The 24,051-nt window shown below is 34.1% G+C and carries 20 protein-coding genes, 2 tRNA genes and 1 pseudogene; 16 read left to right on the top strand and 7 right to left on the bottom strand.

What is annotated here, in order from left to right; all coding sequences use genetic code 11:
- The first annotated feature begins 141 nt into the window (after positions 1–141).
- Positions 142–1,683 (top strand): SLC13 family permease, encoded by a 1,542-nt coding sequence (locus tag NFRAN_RS06575; protein WP_172602183.1) that lies wholly within the window; start codon positions 142–144, stop codon positions 1,681–1,683.
- Between the two features lie 185 nt (positions 1,684–1,868).
- Positions 1,869–2,684 (top strand): annotated as a pseudogene (locus NFRAN_RS14235) (aldo/keto reductase).
- 391 nt (positions 2,685–3,075) lie between these two features.
- Here NFRAN_RS14235 and NFRAN_RS06565 read toward each other — a convergent pair.
- Both NFRAN_RS06565 and NFRAN_RS06560 read right to left on the bottom strand, forming a co-directional pair.
- Positions 3,076–3,354 (bottom strand): hypothetical protein, encoded by a 279-nt coding sequence (locus NFRAN_RS06565; RefSeq protein WP_134483988.1) that lies wholly within the window; start codon positions 3,352–3,354, stop codon positions 3,076–3,078.
- 272 nt (positions 3,355–3,626) lie between these two features.
- Positions 3,627–4,241: a hypothetical protein gene (locus NFRAN_RS06560; protein ID WP_172602182.1), complete on the bottom strand. Its 615-nt coding sequence runs from the start codon at positions 4,239–4,241 to the stop codon at positions 3,627–3,629.
- A gap of 292 nt (positions 4,242–4,533) precedes the next feature.
- Between NFRAN_RS06560 and NFRAN_RS06555 the strand changes: the two genes are divergently transcribed.
- The 6 genes from NFRAN_RS06555 (at position 4,534) to nuoB (ending at position 12,629) form a co-directional block, all read left to right on the top strand.
- Positions 4,534–6,609 carry a proton-conducting transporter membrane subunit gene (locus NFRAN_RS06555; protein WP_172602181.1) on the top strand — a complete coding sequence of 692 codons (2,076 nt, stop codon included), beginning with the start codon at positions 4,534–4,536 and terminating at the stop codon, positions 6,607–6,609.
- The gene (locus NFRAN_RS06550; RefSeq protein WP_197731145.1) at positions 6,609–7,565 is read left to right on the top strand and encodes a respiratory chain complex I subunit 1 family protein; all 957 of its coding nucleotides are present in this window, start codon (positions 6,609–6,611) and stop codon (positions 7,563–7,565) included. Before NFRAN_RS06555 ends, NFRAN_RS06550 begins: the two co-directional genes overlap by 1 nt.
- A 14-nt stretch (positions 7,566–7,579) precedes the next feature.
- The gene (locus NFRAN_RS06545) at positions 7,580–8,260 is read left to right on the top strand and encodes a hypothetical protein (protein ID WP_134483982.1); all 681 of its coding nucleotides are present in this window, start codon (positions 7,580–7,582) and stop codon (positions 8,258–8,260) included.
- 4 nt (positions 8,261–8,264) lie between these two features.
- Positions 8,265–9,791 (top strand): hydrogenase 4 subunit F, encoded by a 1,527-nt coding sequence (locus NFRAN_RS06540; protein WP_134483980.1) that lies wholly within the window; start codon positions 8,265–8,267, stop codon positions 9,789–9,791.
- Between the two features lie 115 nt (positions 9,792–9,906).
- Entirely contained in the window at positions 9,907–11,685 is a 1,779-nt protein-coding gene (locus NFRAN_RS06535; protein ID WP_134483978.1) for an NADH-quinone oxidoreductase subunit C, read from the top strand.
- Complete coding sequence (gene nuoB / locus NFRAN_RS06530; RefSeq protein ID WP_134485721.1) at positions 11,685–12,629, top strand: NADH-quinone oxidoreductase subunit NuoB; 945 nt, start codon at positions 11,685–11,687, stop codon at positions 12,627–12,629. Before NFRAN_RS06535 ends, nuoB begins: the two co-directional genes overlap by 1 nt.
- Before the next feature lie 346 nt (positions 12,630–12,975).
- Here nuoB and NFRAN_RS06525 read toward each other — a convergent pair.
- Together NFRAN_RS06525 and glnA are read right to left on the bottom strand one after the other, a co-directional pair.
- Positions 12,976–13,050: transfer RNA gene (locus NFRAN_RS06525), tRNA-Val, on the bottom strand.
- Positions 13,051–13,135: 85 nt separating this feature from the next.
- The gene (gene glnA, locus NFRAN_RS06520) at positions 13,136–14,542 is read right to left on the bottom strand and encodes a type I glutamate--ammonia ligase (RefSeq protein WP_172602376.1); all 1,407 of its coding nucleotides are present in this window, start codon (positions 14,540–14,542) and stop codon (positions 13,136–13,138) included.
- Positions 14,543–14,673: 131 nt separating this feature from the next.
- Between glnA and NFRAN_RS06515 the strand changes: the two genes are divergently transcribed.
- Entirely contained in the window at positions 14,674–15,375 is a 702-nt protein-coding gene (locus tag NFRAN_RS06515) for a hypothetical protein (protein ID WP_134483974.1), read from the top strand.
- Between the two features lie 35 nt (positions 15,376–15,410).
- On the opposite strand, the gene NFRAN_RS06510 is transcribed toward NFRAN_RS06515, so the two are convergent.
- Positions 15,411–15,647, bottom strand: a complete 237-nt coding sequence (locus tag NFRAN_RS06510) for a hypothetical protein (RefSeq protein WP_197731144.1) — start codon at positions 15,645–15,647, stop codon at positions 15,411–15,413.
- A 93-nt stretch (positions 15,648–15,740) separates the two neighbouring features.
- On the opposite strand from NFRAN_RS06510, the gene NFRAN_RS06505 reads away from it, so the two are divergent.
- The 6 genes from NFRAN_RS06505 (at position 15,741) to NFRAN_RS06480 (ending at position 21,268) form a co-directional block, all read left to right on the top strand.
- A complete protein-coding gene (locus NFRAN_RS06505) occupies positions 15,741–16,250 on the top strand; it encodes a cupredoxin domain-containing protein (protein ID WP_134483972.1) in 510 nt (169 codons plus the stop codon).
- Between the two features lie 164 nt (positions 16,251–16,414).
- The gene (sufC, locus tag NFRAN_RS06500; RefSeq protein ID WP_134483970.1) at positions 16,415–17,200 is read left to right on the top strand and encodes a Fe-S cluster assembly ATPase SufC; all 786 of its coding nucleotides are present in this window, start codon (positions 16,415–16,417) and stop codon (positions 17,198–17,200) included.
- A gap of 822 nt (positions 17,201–18,022) precedes the next feature.
- Complete coding sequence (locus NFRAN_RS06495) at positions 18,023–18,280, top strand: hypothetical protein (RefSeq protein ID WP_134483968.1); 258 nt, start codon at positions 18,023–18,025, stop codon at positions 18,278–18,280.
- 144 nt (positions 18,281–18,424) lie between these two features.
- The gene (locus NFRAN_RS06490; protein ID WP_134483966.1) at positions 18,425–19,255 is read left to right on the top strand and encodes a chlorite dismutase family protein; all 831 of its coding nucleotides are present in this window, start codon (positions 18,425–18,427) and stop codon (positions 19,253–19,255) included.
- A gap of 76 nt (positions 19,256–19,331) precedes the next feature.
- Positions 19,332–20,276, top strand: coding sequence for a DUF1802 family protein (locus NFRAN_RS06485; RefSeq protein WP_134483964.1), 945 nt, complete (start codon positions 19,332–19,334; stop codon positions 20,274–20,276).
- The gene (locus NFRAN_RS06480) at positions 20,276–21,268 is read left to right on the top strand and encodes an aldo/keto reductase (protein WP_134483962.1); all 993 of its coding nucleotides are present in this window, start codon (positions 20,276–20,278) and stop codon (positions 21,266–21,268) included. The genes NFRAN_RS06485 and NFRAN_RS06480 overlap by 1 nt, the downstream gene beginning before the upstream one ends.
- Positions 21,269–21,272: 4 nt before the next feature.
- Here the strand turns inward: NFRAN_RS06480 and NFRAN_RS06475 are convergent, their stop codons facing one another.
- On the bottom strand, positions 21,273–22,265 hold the full coding sequence (locus NFRAN_RS06475) for an Lrp/AsnC family transcriptional regulator (protein ID WP_134483960.1): 993 nt from the start codon (positions 22,263–22,265) through the stop codon (positions 21,273–21,275).
- A 100-nt stretch (positions 22,266–22,365) separates the two neighbouring features.
- On the opposite strand from NFRAN_RS06475, the gene NFRAN_RS06470 reads away from it, so the two are divergent.
- A tRNA-Pro gene (locus NFRAN_RS06470) sits at positions 22,366–22,456 on the top strand.
- Between the two features lie 29 nt (positions 22,457–22,485).
- Here the strand turns inward: NFRAN_RS06470 and NFRAN_RS06465 are convergent.
- Entirely contained in the window at positions 22,486–23,895 is a 1,410-nt protein-coding gene (locus NFRAN_RS06465; protein ID WP_134483958.1) for an NAD(P)/FAD-dependent oxidoreductase, read from the bottom strand.
- Between the last annotated feature and the right edge of the window lie 156 nt (positions 23,896–24,051).

Raw genomic sequence — 24,051 nt, 5'->3', positions numbered from 1 at the left:
GTCCTAACGTAGTAATTTAATAACCTATTGTAAAGGTAATGGTAACAAGCTTTAATCCAGATTTCTAAAGAACAGTATTCGTTATAATACAAAAAATATGCGGTTTTTTTACCATGGTCTCTAGTACCTATAGGAGAAAAATTGCAAAATTCTACAGATGGTAAAAAAGACATAAGAATTTCTAAAATTGGATTAGGTTTAGGTCCAGTTATTTTCTGTATCCTCATATTTATTCCCATAGAAGGGCTTACTTTTGAGGCAAAAGTAGTCCTAGCATTAACTTTTTGGATGAGTACCTGGTGGATAACCGAGGCTATTCCAATTTATGTTACGGCCTTTTTACCTCTTATAGTGTTTCCTATTTTAAATATCATGACCTTGCAGAAATTGTCAAATGCATATGCAGATAGTATTATATTTTTATTTTTAGGGGGGTTTATTTTAGCAAAAGCCATTGAAAATGTAAACCTTCACAAGCGTTTTGCCATGAATATATTAAAAATTTTTGGTACAAATCCCCGGTATATCATAGGGGCATTTATGATTATAGCTGCAGTTCTTAGTGGTTGGATAAGCAATACTGCTACTACCATGTTAATGTTGCCCATCGCTTTAGCAATAATAACCCAACTAGGAAACGAAAACAACAGAAATGACCGATTCGGTACCTACCTGTTGCTTTCAATGGCTTATTCTGCAAGTATAGGCGGTATGGCCACACTGATTGGCACTCCTCCTAATGCGATATTTGCTTCCTTATCTGAATCACTACTAAATATTGAGGTAAGTTTTGGAAAATGGATGTTAATAGGGGTTCCAACAAGTTTGGCCATACTAGGTCTATTGTGGTTGTATATTGTAAAGGTAGGAAAAATCGGCAACTCTCCAATTGTTGAGGGAAAAAATACCATTTTAAAAAACTTGTCAGAGCTTGGAAGGATGAACACTGACGAAAAAACTGTTACGTGTATTTTTATTGGAACAGCAATAGCTTGGATAACTAGAAGTTTATTTTGGAAAGATCTATTTCCAATGGTTGACGATGCAACAATAGCACTGATAAGCGCTTTGTTATTTTTCATTATTCCTTCATTCTCTAAAAAAAGATTGTTTACTGATACTTCTTATATTGATAAAGAAAATGAAGATAAAAAAGACATAGTAAATCCCGAATTGCACAAATCTAGAAAAACCAAAAGGATTAATTCAAGATTATTAGACTGGAAGACCGCTGTTACCATACCATGGGGTATTCTAGTCTTAATAGGCGGAGGACTAGCTCTTGCTAGTGGATTTACTGAAACGGGACTAGACAAGTACATTGCAGAAAACTTGTCATTTTTGGAGGGAATGCCTTTTATCATAATAATACTGATAATGCTTGTAGTCACAGTTTTTGCTGGAGAAGTTATAAGTAATACAGCTACGGCTGCACTGTTGTTACCTATATCAGCCTCACTGGCGACAACCCTTTCAATCGATCCTCTCTTGTTAATGGTTCCTGTAACCATAGCTACAAGTATCGGATTCATAATGCCCGTAGCTACGCCACCAAACGCCATAGTGTTTTCAAGCGAATATGTTACAACTCGGAAAATGGCCAAGATAGGATTACCATTAGATTTGATTGGAATTGCAGGTGTTACAATAATGACTGTTATTCTTGTACCATGGATATTTTGATTCTAGTATGCTATATTCATTTTGTTTGAAAAGAAGTCGATCGCCTCGCCATCCCTCTAAGGATTATTTAGCCTAATCGCATTGAGACGTTGTTGTGGAAGGTCTTTAGGAGGATGATAGTCTACCATTATCATTACAATCTATTCTATAGACAAAGTTAAGTCTTATAGATGATCACTTTTAGTATGTCATTTACCATAAACTCCACGGCTAAATTAAATAACGGAATTCTAATTCCACGAATTGGACTTGGAGTATATCAGATACCTCCTGGAAAATCAACATTCAATGCAGTGAAGTTCGCATTAAAAGTTGGCTATAGGCACATTGATACTGCCAAGATTTATGGTAATGAATCTGACGTAGGTGAAGCAATACAAGATAGTGATGTAAAAAGAGATGAAATTTTTGTCACCACTAAAGTATGGAATAGCGACCAAGGGTACGATTCAACCCTCAAAGCATTTGACGCAAGCTTAAAACGGTTGGGTTTGTCATACGTTGACCTTTATCTCATACATTAGCCGGTACAGAAAAAGATTGTTGAAACATGGAAGGCCATGATGACTTTACTAAAAAGCGGTAAAGTACGTTCAATTGGAGTGAGCAACTATGACATTAATGAAATCAAGGAAACAATTCAAAACTCTGACACTATACCTGCTATTAATCAAGTGGAGTTTCATCCATTTCTATTTCAAAAGAATTTACTACAATTCTGCAAAAGTAATGCGATTCAACCTGAAGCATATAGTCCATTAACCAGAGGTAAGAGATTAAATCATCCTCTATTGATTAGAATAGGTGAAAAGTATAACAAAAGTCCAGCTCAAATACTTGTACGCTGGAGCTTGCAACACAATCTAGTTGTCATTCCAAAATCCAGTCACAAAGAAAGAATTTTAGAAAATAGTAGGGTATTTGATTTTTATATCAGTGAAAAAGATATGGAAACTTTAGATTCGTTGAATGAGAACTTGCGCACAGTTTTCTTGGATTAGCAACAGTTTCGCTAGCTATGTCTTGTGGGAGTTTATTTTGTAGTGCTGTGTTCAACTAAGAACGGTTTTGGTAGGATAAAGTTATTTGAGTTTGATTTAATTCTGTGGAATGAGGATTGAAATTATCTTTATTATCGGAATTATACCTGTAACGAAAATTATACTTTTCTTTTGTTGTCTTTCTTCGAAGAAGGACTAGCAAAAACTTTGGGTTTTAGGGATAAGAACATTACGTATAATTCTATGAATAGAATGGAGGAGATCGGATTTGAACCCGTTTCTTGCATTCACGAGTTAGTTTTTTGAAAGTTAAACACGAATTGCTTCAATTTTTGGTGATTGTTTTATATCGGATCCAATATCTCGAGCTAGTCTCTATATTATATCACATTTATTGTGCTTTGTGACCTTCTAGTGTAGGGAGTCCTTGCTTATAGTTTATGGTTATATTGTCTCCCTTTTGATAGGGACAATTGTTTATAGTACGTGGTATTCCATCAGATGCTTCTACAACACAGGTATTTCCTTCTTTTAGTTGGACGAAGACGCTTTCTTGTACACCAGAACTAAAAAGTTGGGTCAATGAACCTCCCATTAACATAAAAACAATTACTACACCTGCAATGACAAATAGTAATGCTAACCATTTAGGTGAAAACTCAAAATTCATGATCGTTTCTTATGACAATCTAATTTATATAACAACTGATCTTTGATACAAATTTTCTTTTTCATTTATTATCAACTTAATTTTAATAATACTTATCCATATGTATATAGTAATTAACCACAACCAACTAGTTGGTAGTCAATCGCATTAGAACCCAGTTTCAAAATATTATGGGTTTAAGTAGTCAGTAAAGAAATTGTAACATTGCATAAAAAATTACAACTGCTTTGTTAGAGATATTTTAATTAAAGGAATGGGAACCTCTTTTAGAACTATAGTTGTTCCTCGTGAGCATATCCTTTCTCAATTAGGAAATCCTTAATCTCTTTGGACTCTGTTATCATAAGATCTATACTTCTCAATAATATTGCATAAAAAAATTCCATTGATTCATGACTCCTCTGACAATTTGGACAAATATTTGTATCTTTTATTGGCAAGAATTGATGAAGCTCTCTTTTTGATGAAAATTTTTCGTAAATTTCATCAAATATTTTCATTATAGGCTGGCGCAGATCATCTATTATTCCTTCTGTTATTCCATTAACCTTTATTATTGCGTCAAATTCCTTGTCTATACCATATTTACCCCAAGATCCTCTCTCACAAACAAATCTCTTCTTCCTTTCACCCTTTTCCTTTTTTTGTCTAGGATAAAGGAACACATATTCCAATCTGTATAATTCTTTCAAAGTTGTGTATACTATACTTACAGGGATCTGTTCCTGCTGTGTTATCTCTTCGGCAGTTATTCCCTTCGCACCTGCTTGTCTTATTCGATCCATTATTCGCCAAGTGGATTCTTTAGATAAAATGTCAGCTTCAATATATGATTTGACAGGAAAGTGTGTCAAATATGTCCTTAATTTTTTACTTTTTTGCTTCAACTACTTATATTATATCGGATTAATTCTTAAATTTTGTGAAATTCATAATTTCAATAATTTGAATATATTGTAATTTACATATTTTTCATTAGTAATATTTTGATTCAATCATTTTGTCTTGGAGGATAATCTGAATTAATAGTGTGGTAAATCGGTTAATCTAATTTTTCATTTTATAAAAAACTCAAAAATTCAAAATTTCAGAAATACATAACAATTAAATATTGATGTTCTTGTACAAATCTCGAGTTTCCTATAATGATAAAATTTCCAGAGGGTTTAAATGGTATTTATGATTTCAATGTTTGAACATTCGATACCATTGTTTTGGATGGTCATAATATCTTTCGTCTCTGGTGCTTTGTTGTCTTTATTGCTTAGAAAACACGGTGGTGGAAAGCCTTTTTTCGTTCCTACTATCATTGGATCCATCTTTTTGATAATACTCTCGTTGAATGTGTTAATGAACGGCAGTTCAATTCATTTTGAAATAGCATCTAACAATGTCTTTTCGTTCAATGAATTCCTTATAGATGGGATAGCTGCATTTTTTATTCTTCTTATAGGGTTAGTTTCTTTGTCAGTGTCGATATATTCTTTGAGTTACATTAAAGAGTATATTGAAAATAGGCATGTACCTGTATTTGGATTTTTTTTCAATATTTTCATACTTTCCATGTTCCTTTTAGTCTCCTCAAATGATATTTTCTCATTTATTGTATTTTGGGAATTAATGTCTGTGACATCTTTCTTTCTTGTAATATATAATCATAAAAATGATTCCAGCTTGAAATCTGGAATAATCTATTTAATTATGACCAATCTTGGTACTGCGCTGATATTGGCTTCACTTCTGTTACTTTCATCTCAAACTGGAAGTACTAGTTTTGAATCCTTTAGACTGTCTTCAGATACTTTTTCTGTAACCATGAAAAATATCGTTTTTATACTAGCATTTATTGGTTTTGGCACAAAGGCAGGTATCGTCCCATTACACGTGTGGCTTCCCTACGCACATCCATCTGCTCCTAGTAACGTGTCTGCATTAATGTCAGCTATTATGATCAAAACCGCCGTTTATGGATTGATAAGAATCATTTATGATTTTGGTGGAGTGGGTTCAAGTGCAACGGATAATTCTGAATTTGCCTGGTGGGGATTGTTGTTTGTTACCATGGGTGCGATATCCTCAGTGGTAGGTGTGTTATACAGTGTAATTGAAAAAGATATCAAACGTGCTTTAGCATATAGTAGTATAGAAAACATAGGGATAATTTTCATTGGAATGGGATTGTCTATTGTATTTCTATCATTTAATTTAATCTATCTATCTGCAATTGCAATGTTAGCTGCAATGTATCATTTGTTAAATCATTCTATTTTTAAAAGCCTTTTATTCATGGGTGCTGGCGCTATAATTTTTAGAACTCAAACTGCAAATATGGAAAAATTGGGAGGTTTAGTCAAAAGGATGCCATGGACTTCGCTTTTCTTTTTAGTAGGGGTGCTTTCAATTTCTGGTTTACCTTTTTTCAGTGGGTTTATAAGCGAATATCTCATGATGCTCTCTTTTATATCTTCATACCATATTCCTGATGTCGTTATTGCAATTTCTGTAGGGTTTGCAAGTGCGGCTTTTGCACTGACTTTGGGGATCGTCTTGGCCACCTTTGTAAAAATTTTTGGGATTTCTTTTCTCTCAAAGGCTCGAAGCGATATAATTTACAAGATAAAGGAAGTTCCTCGCACAATGCTTGCAGGAATGGGGATTGTTGCTATCATGTGTATTATTCTAGGATTGATTCCTGCAATTGGTATAGATATGATAACTCTTGCATTCGATTTTCAGTTACCTTTGAATCAACCATTATTTTCGTTTGGTTCGATTTGGTCTGAAACTGGAACAAATAATACAGTTCCCGGACTTTCATTACCAGTGGTTTCTGTGATATTTGTATCAATTCTGGCCGCGACAATAGGGTTTCTATATGGAGTCGGCGGTAGAACAAAACATAGAATTACTGAAACTTGGAGCTGTGGATTTGTCAATCTAAACGAAAGAATGCAATATACGGCTACTTCTCTGTCTCAGCCTATACTTCACGTATTTAGAAATTTCTACAAGCCGTCTTTGGTTATTGAAAATATCCCATACCACTCCTCTAATCCCTATATTAAAAAATCAGTTAAAATTCACGTTTCTAACAAGAATGTTATTGAGGATTTTATATATGGACCAATTATCAGAAGCGTATTTAAAGCAAATAAGAAAATGAAAAAAATTCAGACAGGAAAAGTTAATTTGTATTTACTCAATGTCTTGGTGGCCATCATCTTGCTTTTGGTATATGTGAGGTTGTTTCCATAATGCCTTTTGATATAACTCAATCCATGTTTGGGATTCTTATAGGTATTATTCAATTTCTGACCATTATAGTACTTACTCCATTATTAACCGGAATAATTCGAAAGATAAAGGCAATCACTCAAAAAAGGACAGGTTCTAGCATTTTTCAGACGTATTTTGATTTGCTGAAATTGATAAAAAAAGATGAAGTAATATCAGAAGAATCTTCTTGGATATTTAGATTCTCTCCTTGGATTATATTTTCTTCTACTTTGCTTGTTGCGTTCTTCGTACCAATCTTCTCGGTCTATTCTCCATTTGGTATGGGAGCTGATATAATATTGGTAATTGGTCTTTTTGGCCTCTCTAGGTTTTTTCTAATGCTGGCTGGACTTGATGTTTCTAGCGCTTTTGGAGGTATCGGTGTCAGCAGGGAGATGATGATTTCATCTTTAACAGAACCTGCATTGTTTTTGGTCTTATTTACTATAGCAGTAACGTTTGGTTCAACAAACATTGTAACTATTGTATCTCATGCAACAGAATCATCCATTATGCTATCTGCAAGCTTGTTGTTTTCGCTATTTGGTTTTTTTATTATTGTCATGGCCGAAACCGGAAAATTGCCTTTTGATAATCCGGCTACTCATTTAGAACTTACAATGGTTCATGAAGCAATGATCTTGGAGTTTTCAGGAAAAAGCCTTGCTCTTATTGAATTATCCCAATCTATAAAGCAAATACTCTTGTTATCACTTTTAATCAACATTTTTATCCCCTGGGGACTATCCACGACTTTTTCAATTTCTGCAATTATTGTAGGGTTATTAGTTTTTCTTTTAAAAATGATGTCTTTAGGTATGATGATCGCATACATTGAATCTAAGGTTGCTAAATGGAGACTATTTAGAATTCCTGATTTAGTATTTTTGTCTTTGGCCAGTGGACTAATGGGTATAGTCTTTCTTTATATTTGAGGATAGGATTAGAAATGGCTTATAATAATATTTTGATATTTTTGTCTGGTACATTACTGATTGCAACTTTTATTTTAGTTATAAAAAGAGAATTTTCGTGCTGGATTCAAGCTTATAAATATCAAACAATTATCCTCTCTTTAATAACTGGGGTAATTGGTTATATCACTAATAACTGGGAGATATATCTTGCAGCAATTATCACCTTTTCATTAAAGGCAGTAATTGTACCCAGGCTTTTAACAAAGGTAACAGAAAAAATAAGTTACGACTTCAAAAATGAAACCAAGCCATACATTAGCATACGTATGTCACTTGTTGCTTCGACCATCTTTGTAGCGCTTTCGTATTTTTTAACCCAACAAATTCAACTGAGTGAAGATGTTATTGCCAATAGTTTTGTTCCTATCTCCATTTCGCTGTTACTAATTGGCCTCTTAGTAATGATTGGACGAAAAATTGCCCTTAATCAGATAGTTGGTCTTTTGATATTGGAAAATGGATTATTCTTATTTGTTCTCTCACTCACCCACGGTATTTCTTTAATAATAGAAATAGGCATATTCATAGACATTTTAGTCGGAATTGTAATATCGTCAATTCTGATACATAGAATTGGATACACATTTGATAACATGAATGATATTGATCAGAAACGTGAAAACTTAAAGTACGCAGAGGAGGAGGACGACTAGAAAGATGATAACCATGACCAATTCAATAATCAAAATATTGCCTGAATCATTCTTAATTATGTCTATTATCTTGACACCAATTTTGAGTGGTATTCTAGTAACAATATTCAAAAAGAAAAGATTCTTAGAAATTTTCAGTGTTTTGTCAACTGCCTTTATTCTTTTTCTGACTTTTTTTCTGTTCCTATATATAGTTGATTTTAAGAAAATTACTCTGTTCAACGAATTTTTTTATGTGGATTCACTAAGTATGGTTGTACTTTTGTTGATTTCTTTTGTCAGTTTCGTTTCCTCAATTTATTCTGTTAACTATATGGGAAAACAGTACCAAGATGGACTAGTTGATGACAAACATCTGGTCCGATACTATCAAGGATTCAATATTTTCATTTTTACAATGATTTTAGTCCCCATTATAAATAATACAGGATTATTGTGGGTTGCAATAGAAGCAACTACTCTGATATCTGTTTTATTAATCATGATCTACGTAAAAGAGGATGCAATAAGATCGGCCTGGAAATATCTCATAATCGCTACCGTTGGATTATCATTTGCACTAATTGGGACTATTTTCTTTTATTATGCGAACATTCATGACCCTTTATCGACTGTTCAACCAGAAGAGGATAAGATAAACTGGACAAACATGCTACAAAACTCCAAGCTTCTTGATCCGATGATTATAAAAATAGCATTTATTTTCATAATAATTGGTTATGGTACAAAAGCGGGTATAGCTCCAATGCATACCTGGTTACCTGATGCGCATAGTGAGTCTCCCACACCAATAAGTGCTATGTTGTCAGGAGTACTCTTAAACTGTGCTTTATATGGGATACTTCGTTTTCATCTAATAAGCAGCGGCTCAATAGGCGAAGAATATTCTGCTAATTTATTAGTCATTTTTGGATTATTATCAGTTGCGATTGCTTCTTTTTCAATTCTCTTTCAAAAGGATATGAAGAGAATGTTAGCATATTCTAGTGTAGAACATATGGGTATAATCACTTTAGCATTTGGATTTGGAGGTCTCGTTGGTATATACGGCGCGATTTTACATATGATAAATCATGCCATTGTGAAACCATTAATGTTTTTTGCAAATGGAAAGATTAGTCAGAAATACGAAACTAGAGCAATGTCTAAAATAAAAGGAATATTTACAATCATGCCTGTTACAGGAGTTATGTTTCTTATAGGAGGATTAGCAATAATAGGCTTACCTCCGTTTAATATCTTTTTGAGTAAATTTATGATATTGTATTCCGGATTTAGTAGCAATAATAATATTCTGGCCAGCACCGTTTTGATAATCCTTTTAACAATAATTTTTATCGGTTTTATAAGAAATCTAGTTATGATGTCTTTTGGTAAACCTAAAACACAAATTGATAATGGAGAACTAGGTACCCTTTCAATAATTGCAATGGGATTACTAGTTGTTTTTATAATAATATTAGGAATGTACATACCCGAACCCTTGGACACTTTAATCAATGATGCCGTGAAGATATTCAAAGTGGTATAAAGTAAAGAAGAGGAGAGGGAGAAGACAGATTGGAGCAGGAAATGATAACAGTGGTTGTGAAGAAAAGCGACGTTAGTCATTTGAATAATCTAAGAAGTGAGGGGTTTGAGATAAAATGAGCCACTATGCTTTTAACAAGAAAATCTTTGAATACGAGTCACTTTTCCTTGAAAAATTTAACGAAATCATACAGAGAATCCATTACAAAAACTACAATGAAATTCACATTTTGACGAGCAGTCCAGAAGCCAGTACAGAGATTATTTATTTCATATATGATTATTTAGGATGCAGACTTGTTACCATGATATGTACCGATGAACGATATATTGAAAATAGACGTGAGAAAAAAGTTGAATCGAGTAATTCTAAACATGCAATTGACTTGATGAATAAAAGATATGATGGATTGAGTATTAAGCATGTTTTTTCTAGCAAGATTGAAGATATTTTTTTCATAGTTACATCATCACTTCCAAATGTGGATAAGCCCACTTATCCGAGCATCGTTTCGCATATACCATCTGCTGCTCTCTATGAAAGAGAAATTTCTGATATGTTTGGTGTCGTTGCCCAAGGGAACCCTGATGATAGAAAACTTGTTTTACACCAACAATTGCTAGAGAATCATTTTCCGCTTCGAAAGGATTTTGATATAAAGACAAAAAATACAGGTAGTATGGATAATCATTACAAATTTCTAAAAGTAGAAGGTGAGGGTATCTGTGAAATACCTGTAGGTCCAGTTCATGCTGGAATCATCGAACCTGGACATTTTAGATTTAGTATTTACGGAGAGAATATACTTAACTTAGAAACGCGTTTATACTATACCCATAAAGGTATTGAAAAACTAGCGGAAACAATGACTTTGGATGAAGCATTGTTTTTATCTGAGCGTATATCTGGTGATGAATCTGTGGCAAATTCTACAGCATATTGCCAGGCGATAGAGAGGATGGCTTCAATACGAATTCCTATGAAAGCAATGCAAATTAGAACTATTTGTGCAGAGTTAGAACGAATTTGGAATCACTTTGGGACTCTCGCAGGGATGTGTACTGATGTTGGATTTGCATATGGAAGCTCAAGAATTAATATACTCAAAGAGAAAGTAATGCGCATAAATGAAAAACTAAGTGGCAGTAGACTCCTTTTTGGAGTAAACAGGATTGGTGGAGTAAAAGTCGATTTTAAGCCTCCAACTCTGATCTTGATCTCTAAAGAACTATCTGATATACAATATGACTTTGAAAGTTTGGTAAAGCTATTACATAATACATCCTCCTTTATTGACCGTCTTAAAGGGACAGGTAGTATATCGAGTCATGACGTACTTGGATTAGGAGCAAATGGTGTAATTGCAAGGTGTACTGGGGTAGATATTGATACGAGAAAGAATCATCCATATGCATATTACCCTTATCTTAATATGGATAATATTCAAGGTATTGTTGATAAGATTGCATACGAAGTTGAACTAAACAAACGAAAAGGCGATGCTCTTTCAAGATTTCAAGTACGAGTTGTGGAAACAAGACACTCGATAGATATTATAAAAAAAACTGCGACAGATATTTTAGATAAAAGCACCAATTATGAATCCTGCTATGCTCATCGAACCTGTAACGATGATAGTTTGGCTGTTAACGATGTGAAAAATTATCTTCAACCCTACGACAGTGCGTTAGGATATACTGAATCCCACAGGGGTCAAACTATTCATTGGGTCATGCTTGAAAAAGACATCAATAGGATTTTTAGATTCAAAATAAGAACGGCTTCATTCTGTAATTGGCCGTTGATAGAATTAGCTGTACAGAATAATATTGTTCCGGACTTTCCATTGATCAACAAGAGTTTTGATCTCTCTTATTCAGGGAACGATTTGTGATGAATGAAAAGGATATCATCGATACCGTTCCAAGTAAGAGCAAATTTGATTATAAAGATATATTGTGGCCTAACTCTAAGGACAAAACTAAAAGTGATATTTTAAAGAATAAATGTATAACGATATCTAACCCAATCAAAGAAAATAATCAAATTTCTGAAAATTTTAAGGGCAAAATCAACTTAGTTACGTATGGAGGTATCTGTGATTTTGAATTGAATGGAAAGGCAGGTGAAATAGAAAATATTTGTCTATCAAATGCAATCAAAATAAGAAATAAAGAGAATAACACAGCTGTAGTAACATTAGATAACGGAAAATGTTTTCTTTGCGGTAGGTGTGAAGAAGTATATCCCAATTTATTTAAGATGGGAAATAACCAAAACACTGCAGCAAGAAATAAAGAGCAATTGATAGATTTGGTTGAATTGCAACTACTACAAACAGACAAAAAACATTTGAATGAAACTATAAATGAGAAAAGCTCCAATGGTTTATCCTACGAACAAATTGGTAAGGAATTGAAAGAAAAGATCAATAGTTTATTTGGTAGATCTTTGGCGATTCGACAAGTTGATGGTGGGTCGTGTAATGGATGCGAGATAGAGATAACTGCTTTGAATAATCCCATCTATGATATAGAACGATTTGGTGTTCAATTTGTTTCGTCTCCTCGACATGCTGATGTGTTGTTAGTTACAGGTCCAGTATCTCAGAATATGGCTATTGCACTTGAAAAGACCTATCAGGCTACTCCTGAACCTAAAATTGTAATTGCAGTCGGAGCATGTGCATGCAGTGGAGGAATATTTGGAAATACGTACGCCACAACCGGTGGCGTTGATACCCTACTACCTGTTGAAGTATATATTCCAGGATGTCCACCAAGACCAGAAGCTCTCATTTACGGAATTCTAACGGCAATGAATAAAATTCAGGTTTGATTCTTCAAGTTTTAGTCAAGGTGTTAATAAGGTAAATTTGGATTAATGATAAAGATATTCTCTATGGCTGACAAACTGAACTTTTAAACAACTAGGATAAAAATATAGATGGCTATTAAATCCGGTCGGGGATAATCAAATTTCTATAAATAATATAAAGGAAATAAGTAAATTAAGATCTGAATTTGCTGGGGAATATTGTTATTAGAGGATCGTTGTTTTTTGTCTTATTCAATAAGTAACTAGAAATCATGAATTGAAAAATCGAATCAGATGAGGTTTGGGATAAATCTACGTCCTTCAGATGTGGGTTTTCTCATCATTAGCAATTAATTTCGTGATTTAATGGAGGGGATGGGATTTGAACCCATGACCACCTGCGTGTAAGGCAGGTATCCTAACCAGTCTAGACAACCCCTCCAAAAAATTATTTACAACTGTGTTGATCCAGTGTTATTAACCTTTGTTTTGCATTCTGTAATCCTGCTTTCTGAACTTGATTTGAATCAAACGTCTGCATAAAGTGAGAACTCGTGAGGATGAGGTCTTATTGTTACTTCTTGATGATCTTTGGCTTCTTGCAAAATTATGGCATCAATGACTTCGTCATCGAATATAGGCTTTAGAAATTCTCTATCGATATTTAGCTCCTCATATGCTTCTCTAAGAGATGGTGGCAACTGCCTAATTCCCAATTCACGTCTGCGTTGGGGTGTCATTTTAAAGATATCTTCATCTATTGGATCAGGAATGGTGGTCTTTTTCTTTATCCCGTCTAATCCTGCAGCGATTATAGCTGAAAATGCCAAGTACGGATTACATGATGGGTCAGGTGCCCTGAATTCTATCCTCTTCATATGTGCAAATCTTTCACCTTTGTAGTGTGCGGGAATTCTTATTATTGCCGATCTATTTCCTGTGCTCCATGCAATATAAACAGGAGCTTCGTATCCCGGTACCAATCTCCTGTATGAGTTGGTTGTAGGAGCGACAATTGCTGCCAAAGCTGGAGCATGGTTTAAAATTCCTGCGGCAAAATATCTTGCCAATTGTGACATTTCAGCATAGTTATCATTGGCATCATAGAATAGGTTTTTTTCCTTATCCCACAGACTAACATTTACATGCATACCTGAACCATTATCAAGGGCTATCGGCTTTGGCATCATAGTTGCAATTTTTCCCTGTTTTTTTGCAATATTTTTTACTATGTACTTGTAACTCTGAACAGAATCGGCCGCATTTACTAGGGTATCAAATCTTATATCAATTTCACATTGTCCGGCTGTTGCTACTTCGTGATGATGCGCGTCACAAATTATTCCAAAATTGTTACTCAAAACATCTACACACTGATTTCGATATTGCATTAAAGTGTCGCCCGGAGCACTGGGAAGATATCCCTCCTTTAATCTTAGAGCGTAGCCTACTCCTTCAGTAGACCAAGGAGCCTCTCTGGAGCTTATGTTATAACTTTGTGATCTGTAAGGTGTCATGGTATTTACTTCCAATTTATCAAAAACAAAGAATTCTATCTCAGGCCCCCAAAATGAGTTATGAAATCCTTGATCCTTTACATAATTTTCAGCTTTTCTTGCAATTCCGCGAGGATCTTTTTTGAATTGCAGTCTTTTTTCACCACCAGCTATAATATCACAAATCAATCTAGCTGTTTTGTATTCCTCAATCCATGGAATAATGGCATATGTAGAAGGATCAGGCCTTATAATCAAATCAGATTCATGAATCTCAGTAAAACCTCTTATTGAAGAACCGTCCAACTTTGGCAATCCATATTCAAAATCGTCTTTATTGAACATATTCGCAGCCATTGTCGTGTGATGGAATCTACCCGTCAAACCCGTAAATTGCAAATCTATGAATTTAATTTCCTCTTCTTTTAGTTTCATCATGATTTGTTCTGCAGTAAAATTTAAAGACTCTATTTTTCCATCTATGACTTTATAAGGCAAATGAAATAATCGATATAGTAAAATAAAAACCTCTAATTAAGCTTATCATGTATACATTATTGTAAAGGCCGATGGATCAGAATAAGATACAAAACCTGATTAATATCGATGAAATTCACAATGTCTTAAAGAAAGAAATACAACTCACCGATGGTCCTCAACCTATACCACAGAATCTTTACCAAAATATTGCAAATCTGATTTATTTGTTAAAAGAACAAAATGAAAGAGACGAATCAGAGTTTTCTGTTAAAGATGATGTTGTTGATGACTATGACGATGGAGATAGTGACAATGACAATGACAATGACAATGACAATTATACCTCCGATGATGCTCTGATAGCTGCAGTTTCTAAGCAAATCAATTCTGAATTGATAACTATGATTACCAAGTTAACTTCATTACTTTTTATATTAAGATGCAAAAAAATTTTCAATAGGTCAAAATCTTCGCCAGAAAGTTTCGAATATTCTAATCTTACCGATGAGGAAAAATATATTTTCTATGGCAATAGGGAAAGAGAAAAACGAATAGATGTTATTCTAAAGATGCTGTTAGATGGTAAACCAAAAACTTTAGAAAAAATCGTTTCCTCAATAAATGAGAACTTTGTAATGGTTAGGTTTCTAGATTCTATGGATCAATTTGTTGGGATAAACATGAACAAATATGGTCCTTTCAAAAAGGACGATGTTGCAATTTTGCCTTTTGAGAATGCAAGGCCTATATTAGAGGCAAATAAGGCTGTTGAGATTCGCAAACTTGTTTAATAGTTGTTGTTGATATTGTTCTAGCTTGGGAGTAATCAATTTTTAGTTACTTTTTCATCTGTATCATGCTGCTGCTGTTGTTGTTGTTTAATATAATATTCTGATATTTTCTTTGAATAACACTTACTACATAATGATCCCGATATGTTCCATTGTTGCATTGATTCGTACCTGAATTCGCCGATCTTCTCTTTACATATGCTACATGCTATTCGTTCTCTCCCTTTAAACATCCTCTCGGTAGCAATAAAAATATCAGAAATAAAAGTCATATCATTTAGGTAAGTTAACAGATTATTCCCGATATCTCCAAATCAAAGCATAAAAGACATTAATAGGGGCAGTTTAATACCTTTTGTTATCATATGGCTGATAAAACTGACAAGATAGCATTTTATTCGCTTATGGGATTAGCCGCTTTAACTGGAATTATTACATACTATGCATTTGGAGCAGTTGCCCCCGTACCAGACATAGTTGATTCTATTTATAGACAGGATCTACCACCTGCAACAGAGGCAACAGCTACTGGAGGTGAAGCAGCAGAAGAAACAATAGATGAATCTGCGTATGCTAATAAAGTCGAAGTGAAAATTTTGGCAGGTTCTTCTACACAGGGTAATCCAGATTATGACCCAGACGCTGCCACTGCTACTAGTGATGCTTTAGTAACCTGGGTCAATGAAGATACTGTTCCACACACAGCTACAAGTGGAACTGGTCCTCAGGATCCTGAAAGTGCACAGCTATTTGATACCGGTATCATAATGGCAGGTGAATCAGCTAGCGTCCCAGCAGAAAAAATGGGTCCAGGTGAGCATCCGTATCATTGTACTGTTCATCCTTTCATGCAAGGGACAATAACAGTTACATAAATTTTTATAAAATTCAATTTCTCGGTTTTTTTTTAAAATTTTTTTATAAAAATCTTTTCTTATTATAAATTATTTAGGCATTAAATAATAAATATATAATAATTTCAATTATAACAGCGTTATTCTCACGAATATTTATATTATGTATTCAATCATAAAATTCTATGTCTTTTCTAACGATAAAAGATTTAAATGTCAATATTGAAGATAAAAAAATTCTCAATGGCGTTAATCTAGAGGTAAATAAAGGTGAAGTTCATGCCATCATGGGATTGAATGGCTCTGGCAAAAGTACATTGGCTAATGTTTTATTGGGACATCCTCGTTATTCTGTAACTTCTGGAGATATTTTAGTTAACAATGAAAGCATTCTTGATCTAAAAACAGATGAAAGGGCAAAAAAGGGGCTCTTTTTAGGTTTTCAATATCCAACCGAGATATCTGGTGTTGGATATAGTCACTTTTTGCGCAATGCGTATAATATACTAAGCAAGTCATTGGGCGCGGAGCAAAAGGATCGTGAAGTTTTCATAACCGTAAAGGAATTTCATGAATACTTAAAGCGAAACCTGGACAATGTTGGATTGGACCCAAGCTTTCTTAGCAGATACCTAAATGAAGGCTTTTCTGGTGGAGAAAAAAAGAGGTCAGAAGTAATGCAGATGCTTGTGTTAAAGCCTAATCTGGCAATCCTAGATGAACCAGACTCTGGACTTGATATAGACGCTGTTAAAGCTGTGGCTGAAGCAATAAACAAGTTAATTGAAACAGGTGCAGGAGTTATAGTGATTACCCACTATGCCAGGATTTTACGATATCTAAAGAAACTTGACAAGGTACATGTCATGTCAAAAGGAAAGATAATAAAATCAGCAGGAAAAGAGCTTTCAGAAGAACTTGAAGCCAAAGGATATGCATGGCTAGGCTTGTCTGATGACTCTCACCAGTAGTGCTACTACTGCTACTGGTTTATCTATTTTTATTTCCATTACACAATACAAAGGATAAAAATAAGACCCATTAAAACAGCAATAACAATAACAACTACAGCACTAAGAGAAGAAGCAGCATAAACAGGAGGCAACATCTATCCTTCGTCATATGGATTTTGTCTATTAAAAAGAAAGAAGAGGGGAGAGGAAGAAATTTGTTAGTTGTTTGTTTGTTAAAAAACCCATATAAACAAGCCAGATAAACACAAAACTACTGGATACAAAACATCGATTTTAACTAGGTTAAAGAAGATCTATTCTGATGCTACAAAGCCAGTATATAGACTCTTTTGGCGGATATAACCTGCTTCCAGCATTAATCCTTTATAAGCGAATTTACTTATTCATATATTATATGGGTAATTCATTCGAAATTTGTAGCCCAAGTGTCAACTATATAAATAACCTGCTATTTAAGAAAAATATCACAAGTAGATATAGTGAAAATCATATATAAAAGGCAGGTAGGGTCGATCTTTAAATTATCAAAAGCAAGTTCCAATATTGTCAGTTAAGCCTGTAGACATGTATATGATAATAGCCTATCTCTAGCATGCTATCCATTATAAAAGACCTGAAAAGTCTTTTTTTATATGCTATACAAAATTTACGAGAATTTATCCGCCTTTACGATTTCGACAGACTTTAGATCCTAGTTGATTTTATCTCAAGATTTTTATAATTTTTTTACTACCAGATTTTTAGTGACAGTAGATGCAGCACCATGTTGTCTTGCAAATTTCAAGTATAATACAAGTGGTAAGAGGTTGATAATTTATTATGAAGAAAGTAAAAATATTAAAAAATAATGACTCTTACAACAACGGCACATTTGTAACAGAAGTAGATAGAGGCCTTGGTATCCAAACACCAAATATCAATTTAGATGATAATAACAATATGCTAGACCTGACAAAAGAGGACAAACTGGAAGTTAAATATAAAAAGAAAAAAGTCATGAACAAGAAAGATGGATTTAACCGTGGGCTAAAATACTCAGCGCCATCTCAAAGAAACCATTCATCAGTTTATGAATAGGTATACAAGCAGTCATCATGACGGTTCTTAGAAATAATGTGTATTGATATAATCGATAATACTTTATGTTCAGTATACACTGCAGGCAGGTTCTATTATGATTGAGATTAAACTATTTATTAATTAAAAATTCTCAATAGGCATATGAAAAATAAAAGTAAGAATCTTTCAACTAATGATAATAACATAAATAATAATATCAATGCTAAGAATTCAGGTGCCTTAAATGATGGTATTAATAATGACACGGTAGCATCTTCTAAATCTCAAGATATTGGAACTAAGGATAACGAATACGATAGCGAAATTACCTCACAAAAATTCTTGACTTTTACATTTTATAAAGTAGATCCCAAGTGGCGTTGGCTAAATGAAATGGGTAAGGATGAGGCCTCACGTGAATTTCTAGAATTACTTCAAGCTGCAAGCAAAAGGATGAAAATTAGAACTTATTCTACGCTAGGGTTAAGACACGAAAGTGAGTTTATGATATGGACAATTTCTCAATCCCTGGAAAATATTCAAGTCCTCTCTTCAAAAATTTATACTACGATTTTGGGAAAATACATCGAACCAGTATCCACATTTCTTTCTTTGACTCGAAAATCAATTTATTCAAACCAAGTTAAACGTGGTTTTGAGATGGATCAAGACCCATTGCAATATGTAGTGGTATATCCTTTTATAAAATCTCGAGAATGGTACCTCTTACCCTTTGAAGAACGAAAAGAAATGATGGAAGAACACATCAAAGTAGGTAGAAAATACCCTGAAATTGTACTCAATACAACCTATTCATTTGGAATTGACGATCAAGATTTCATGCTAGCTTTTGAAACAAATAGTCTCTCTAGATTTCAAGATCTGATTATGGAATTGCGTGAAACCAAAGTAAGCAGATATATAATCAAAGACACGCCCATGATTCCGTGTGTTCGAAAGGATATGGCTGATATCATAAAGAGTCTGGGTTAAAATATACAGTTTTTTTGGTAACAAGTTAACAGTTTTTATTTAGATTCAGCGTAAATTTATAATTACAGGTGCTTAAATGGCTTCTTATTTTTATCTAGATAATGAAACATTTGTCAATAATCGCGAGAATATTCAAATAAATGAAACTATGGTAGTTAATTCTGATAACAATACAATAATACCTCCTTCAGCAAATTATGTAAAAATTGGTACCGCCTCTTCCATTCCTCCTAATTCTCCTTCTCCCTCTTCTTATACACCTAATTCTCAAATTTCACTTGATAATACAGCGGTCAAAAATAGCCAAAACAATGTTACCATGCAGCAATCATCAAATTTTGACTCTGATACAAAATCGAATTTTCTTGGTGCTCTAAAGGAATGGGCTGTTGTATGTAAAGCTATAGAGTCAGGTGATCAGATCTTGTTATTCAGAAAAGGAGGAATCATGGAGTTTCGTAACGGATTTGAGCTTAAATTTAAGGATTTTTTTCTATATCCCACATTTGAACATCAGGCCAGAGAATCTATACGTCCCAAATATCATGCGGTTCTTGACCAGATAGAAAAAAACAGTGAAGGTAATGAAATTAACAAAATTACAGGAAATAAATCACCGTCCTCCCCTATAGAAGAGTATACAAAAGTCACTTCATTTGTGGAGATAACACATTTCAGCGAAGTATCTAGCTTGGACCAGCTAAAAGCATTAGAAGATTTCCACGTTTGGACAGATGATTATGTAAAAACTCGATTCAATTACAATCCCAAAAAACCATTGTATTTATTGCTTTTACGCGCTTACAAGTTAGAAAGACCTATCAATATTTTGAATAAGCCTCAATGGATTGGTTGTAAGTCTTGGATCCAAATTGATTCACATGATCAGGAGGACCTTGACATGTATTTTGAACACCGCATACCAGAAAATCCCTTTGAATATTTAAAATCTATCAGTAACCCTTGTATAGATGACAATAATTTCAATATAATGTCTGAAAAAGTGAGGAGTATGATATAATGAAATATCGTAATTTGGGAAAAACTGGGTTTCAGGTCAGTGAGATTGGATTTGGAACATGGACTCTAGCACTGGATTGGTGGGGAAAGAAACCAGAGGAAGAAGAAGCCATAAGGATGCTAAAACGTGCTTATGATCTTGGAATTAATTTCTTTGAGACTGCCGATATGTATGGAAAGGGTAAAAGCGAAAAACTATTAGCAAAAGCGTTTAAAGATATGCGGAATGACGTTATCTATTCTACAAAGTGGGGTTATGATATGTATGGTGCTACTCAAATTGGACATGGCGAGATTCCTCAAAAACACAACCCCGAATTCTTAGATTATGCACTAGCAGAAAGTTTGAATAGATTGGAAACCGATTTCGTCGATGTATATAGTTTGCATAATCCAAAGATGGATGCGATACAAAATAACTCATTATTTGATAAATTGGATGAACTAGTAAGAATAGGAAAGATCAAAAGTCATGGTATTGCTTTGGGACCGGCGATAGGTTGGGAGAAAGAAGGGCTGTATGCTATAGAAAATAGAAATATAGTCTGTTTGCAGACTGTGTATAATATTTTAGAACAAGACCCTGGTAGAATATTTTTTAATGCAGTAAATAAAAAAGACAATTCTGTAAGCATAATGGTTAGAGTACCTGATGCATCGGGTGTTTTAACAGGCAAAGTCAACGAACATACTGTGTTTGATAAGAATGATCACAGGAGCAATAGAAAGAAAGAATGGATTATTCAAGCTATGAAAAAAATAGAAAAACTCAAACCAATTGCTGAGTCACATGGATGGAATATTACAGAGCTATCGATGAAATACATATTATCTCAAAAAGAAATATCTGTTCTGTTGCCAACTGTTACCAGCTTGGAAGAAATTGATCAGTTCGCTCAGATGTCTGATGGAAAATATCTGAATGCAGAGGAGAAAGCCCAAATAGAAAAAATGTATGAAAATAACTTTGATATGCCTAAATTATTAGCATAAATTTTTATTCGAAATATTTTACCCTTTCTTTTTTAAACTCTCTAGAACTAAACAATATTCTATACTTGTCAATCTTAATTATGGCAGATATTTCTTTTGCTATTTTTTCAGCAGCGTCAATTGTTCTGGCATGAATCATGCTAAATAAATTGTACTCCCAGTCTGGATATACTGGTCGTCTATAACAGTGACTTACTTGTGGAAACGATGCAACCTTTAATCCTATTTGATCAATATTTTCTTCTGGAACGTTCCAAACTATCATGCCATTAGCTGTAAACCCTGCCTGTCTGTGTCTTAATATTGCTGCAAATCTTCTCATTATTCCTATCTCTTCGTATTCTTTTACTTTTTTGAATAATTCCTCAATGCTTATTCCAAGGCTGTCTGTAATAACCTTGAATGGTTCCTTAATTATTTCAATGTCCTTTTGCAATTGCCTTATATACTCCTTATCTACCTCTGATATTTTCTCTGCTTTCCCTTCCATTTTCTTTACACTATCTGTTGGAGTAGGCTTTTCAGCATCAGCATTTACCATGTCTAACTTTACTCCAATTTTGTACATTTTTAATGTGGGCAATACTCTATATTTTATCACTCCATCTAGAGCGGCCATTTTATCTAGGTCCGCTTTCATATCTGAATCAGGAGACACTGCCAATGTAAACCAAATATTATATTCGTGATTTCTTTCGTAATTGTGACTTACTCCAGGATGTTTATTTATTTCATTGGCGACATAATCTACTTTGTCTTTTTCCACTGAAAACGCTACTAGGGCACTTTTGTAACCAAGTTTTCTGGTGTCAAAAATTGCACTTATCTGTCTAATTATTCCGATATCTTTTAGTCTTAGGGTTCTGCTAAGAACTTCTTCCTCAGTTAAGTGGTACTTATTTGCCATTTCAAGGAATGGCCTTTCAACCAAGGGAAACGACCACTGAATATCATTTAATATCTGCTTATCTATAACGTCTAATTCATTAACCAGCATAAGTGATATGCTATAAAGTATTAATCTAATTATTAAAGTGTTTAGAATTTACTTGGCATCACTTAGGTTTAAAAATGAGAGGTTTATTCTTATTAATCGAGGGGCTATCGTCTAGCTTGGCAGGATACCATCCAATTTTGGGTATAAGCCCGGGGCGCTGGCGGTCGAGGGTTCGAATCCCTCTGGCCCCACATCAATATTGTCACTAATTATCTACATTCTATTTGCTAGTATGTCCCTTTAGGGTTTCAATAACAATACGAATTAAAATAAAAGGATGAAAAAGAATTAAAGGGGATCTTAACATGTGCATAACCTCAAAAAAAGATTTGGCTGCAATTTTACTATTTGGAGTTATAAGCAACACTCGATGGGAATATTTTTGAATATACCTTGTAAAAATGTCGGGTTTTATTCCTTCAGTTGAGGGCCATCTAAAATCTTCACTTGTTCCCAATAACCACGGGAGTGTGTTTATTTTTGAAATCTTTTTCTGAAAAATGGTAGAGAAACCTAGCAAATTTCTATTTCTTTTTTTATGTGCTCTTAAGGTTTTATCCAAAGTGACAGCTTCTATACATGCCACAGTAATTCCTTGACCATAAAAAGGATTGAATGAAGAAACAGAGTCGCCATATGCGATAAAGTTTTCTGGCCACGATTTCATTCTTTCATAATGATACTGTCGGCTTCCTGTTGTTCTATATCCATAAATTGGACCGCTTAACTCAAAGTCTTCTACAGTATTGTAGATATCAAGAGTCTCTAATTTCTTGGTGTATTCTAGAAAACCTTGTTTGTCGGTTGGGGGATAATTTTTTCCTATTCCTAGAATTCCAACTAACCATAATGAGCCTTCAACAGGATAGATAATCCCCATATAAGGATTTGAAGGCGGATTTGTCAATACTATGATTGGTTTGATAATAGGTTTGTTATCGTCGTCAACGTCGCCAACAGCAGTCTGCTCAAATGTCGGCTTAAACCAGCAAGTAGAATAGCCAATATACGAATTAACGACCGTCTTCTTTGGTTCGTCATAACCAAGCTGCTCAAGCCATTCTGCGATTTTAGATTCGCGTCCGCTTGTATCCACAACCAAGTCTCCTGTAATGGCTTCCTCAGAATTTGTGTCAGCTGAGTACACTGTAACCCCTTTGCAAGTACTCAATCCTGTATCTTTGTCTCTTGCAATGATCAATCCTGTTGCTCTGGTATTCTCATGTATGTTCACATTGGGAAATTTTGAGATTTCATTTCTTATCTCGTGTTCTAAAAGTTGTCTTGTACAAGCTATTGTAGTTAGATTGGAATCAAATTTTATCGAGTAACCAGTTCCAACATAATAATCAACATCTTTTGTAAGGTTTACAATCTGAGCTCCTTTGGCTACCAATTCTTGTTCGATATTTGGAAACAAATTCAGAAGGATTTCCTTACCTTTAATCAACAATATGTGAACGTGATTGGCTTGAGGAGTTCCATTCCTAGGTCCGGCTTGAGACGGATATTTATCCTTCTCTATTACTAATACTTGTTTAAAATGACCAGATAATACTCTTGCAGCCAATAATCCTGCAATTCCACCACCTATTATTATTGCGACATTATGCTCAAGCTTATTGTACATATCTTAGACTTCTTATTGAGACATCTGTCTATTTATCAATCATAACGCCAAAATTATAGTTTCTTGTTCTATTTTGCACCTACTCATAAGCGTAGAGCTGAATAGAGCACGATAATATTATCAATCATTATAGAAATAAGCTATAGCGCGATCATA

The organism is Candidatus Nitrosocosmicus franklandus (assembly GCF_900696045.1).
Classification (GTDB): domain Archaea; phylum Thermoproteota; class Nitrososphaeria; order Nitrososphaerales; family Nitrososphaeraceae; genus Nitrosocosmicus; species Nitrosocosmicus franklandus_A.
The sequence above is the reverse complement of the archived record's forward strand: the minus strand, read 5'-3'. Positions and strand labels throughout refer to the sequence as shown.

Coding starts and splice junctions, on each gene's coding strand:
- NFRAN_RS06465 (WP_134483958.1), bottom strand. CDS start 23,895: ATGTACAATAAGCTTGAGCATAATGTCGCAATAATAATAGGTGGTGGA.
- NFRAN_RS06485 (WP_134483964.1), top strand. CDS start 19,332: ATGGCTTCTTATTTTTATCTAGATAATGAAACATTTGTCAATAATCGC.
- glnA (WP_172602376.1), bottom strand. CDS start 14,542: ATGATGAAACTAAAAGAAGAGGAAATTAAATTCATAGATTTGCAATTT.
- NFRAN_RS06515 (WP_134483974.1), top strand. CDS start 14,674: ATGGATCAGAATAAGATACAAAACCTGATTAATATCGATGAAATTCAC.
- NFRAN_RS06535 (WP_134483978.1), top strand. CDS start 9,907: ATGAGCCACTATGCTTTTAACAAGAAAATCTTTGAATACGAGTCACTT.
- NFRAN_RS06565 (WP_134483988.1), bottom strand. CDS start 3,354: ATGAATTTTGAGTTTTCACCTAAATGGTTAGCATTACTATTTGTCATT.
- NFRAN_RS06545 (WP_134483982.1), top strand. CDS start 7,580: ATGGCTTATAATAATATTTTGATATTTTTGTCTGGTACATTACTGATT.
- sufC (WP_134483970.1), top strand. CDS start 16,415: ATGTCTTTTCTAACGATAAAAGATTTAAATGTCAATATTGAAGATAAA.
- NFRAN_RS06540 (WP_134483980.1), top strand. CDS start 8,265: ATGATAACCATGACCAATTCAATAATCAAAATATTGCCTGAATCATTC.
- NFRAN_RS06475 (WP_134483960.1), bottom strand. CDS start 22,265: ATGCTGGTTAATGAATTAGACGTTATAGATAAGCAGATATTAAATGAT.
- NFRAN_RS06505 (WP_134483972.1), top strand. CDS start 15,741: ATGGCTGATAAAACTGACAAGATAGCATTTTATTCGCTTATGGGATTA.
- NFRAN_RS06555 (WP_172602181.1), top strand. CDS start 4,534: ATGATTTCAATGTTTGAACATTCGATACCATTGTTTTGGATGGTCATA.
- NFRAN_RS06550 (WP_197731145.1), top strand. CDS start 6,609: ATGCCTTTTGATATAACTCAATCCATGTTTGGGATTCTTATAGGTATT.
- NFRAN_RS06510 (WP_197731144.1), bottom strand. CDS start 15,647: ATGACTTTTATTTCTGATATTTTTATTGCTACCGAGAGGATGTTTAAA.
- NFRAN_RS06490 (WP_134483966.1), top strand. CDS start 18,425: ATGAAAAATAAAAGTAAGAATCTTTCAACTAATGATAATAACATAAAT.
- nuoB (WP_134485721.1), top strand. CDS start 11,685: ATGAATGAAAAGGATATCATCGATACCGTTCCAAGTAAGAGCAAATTT.
- NFRAN_RS06480 (WP_134483962.1), top strand. CDS start 20,276: ATGAAATATCGTAATTTGGGAAAAACTGGGTTTCAGGTCAGTGAGATT.
- NFRAN_RS06495 (WP_134483968.1), top strand. CDS start 18,023: ATGAAGAAAGTAAAAATATTAAAAAATAATGACTCTTACAACAACGGC.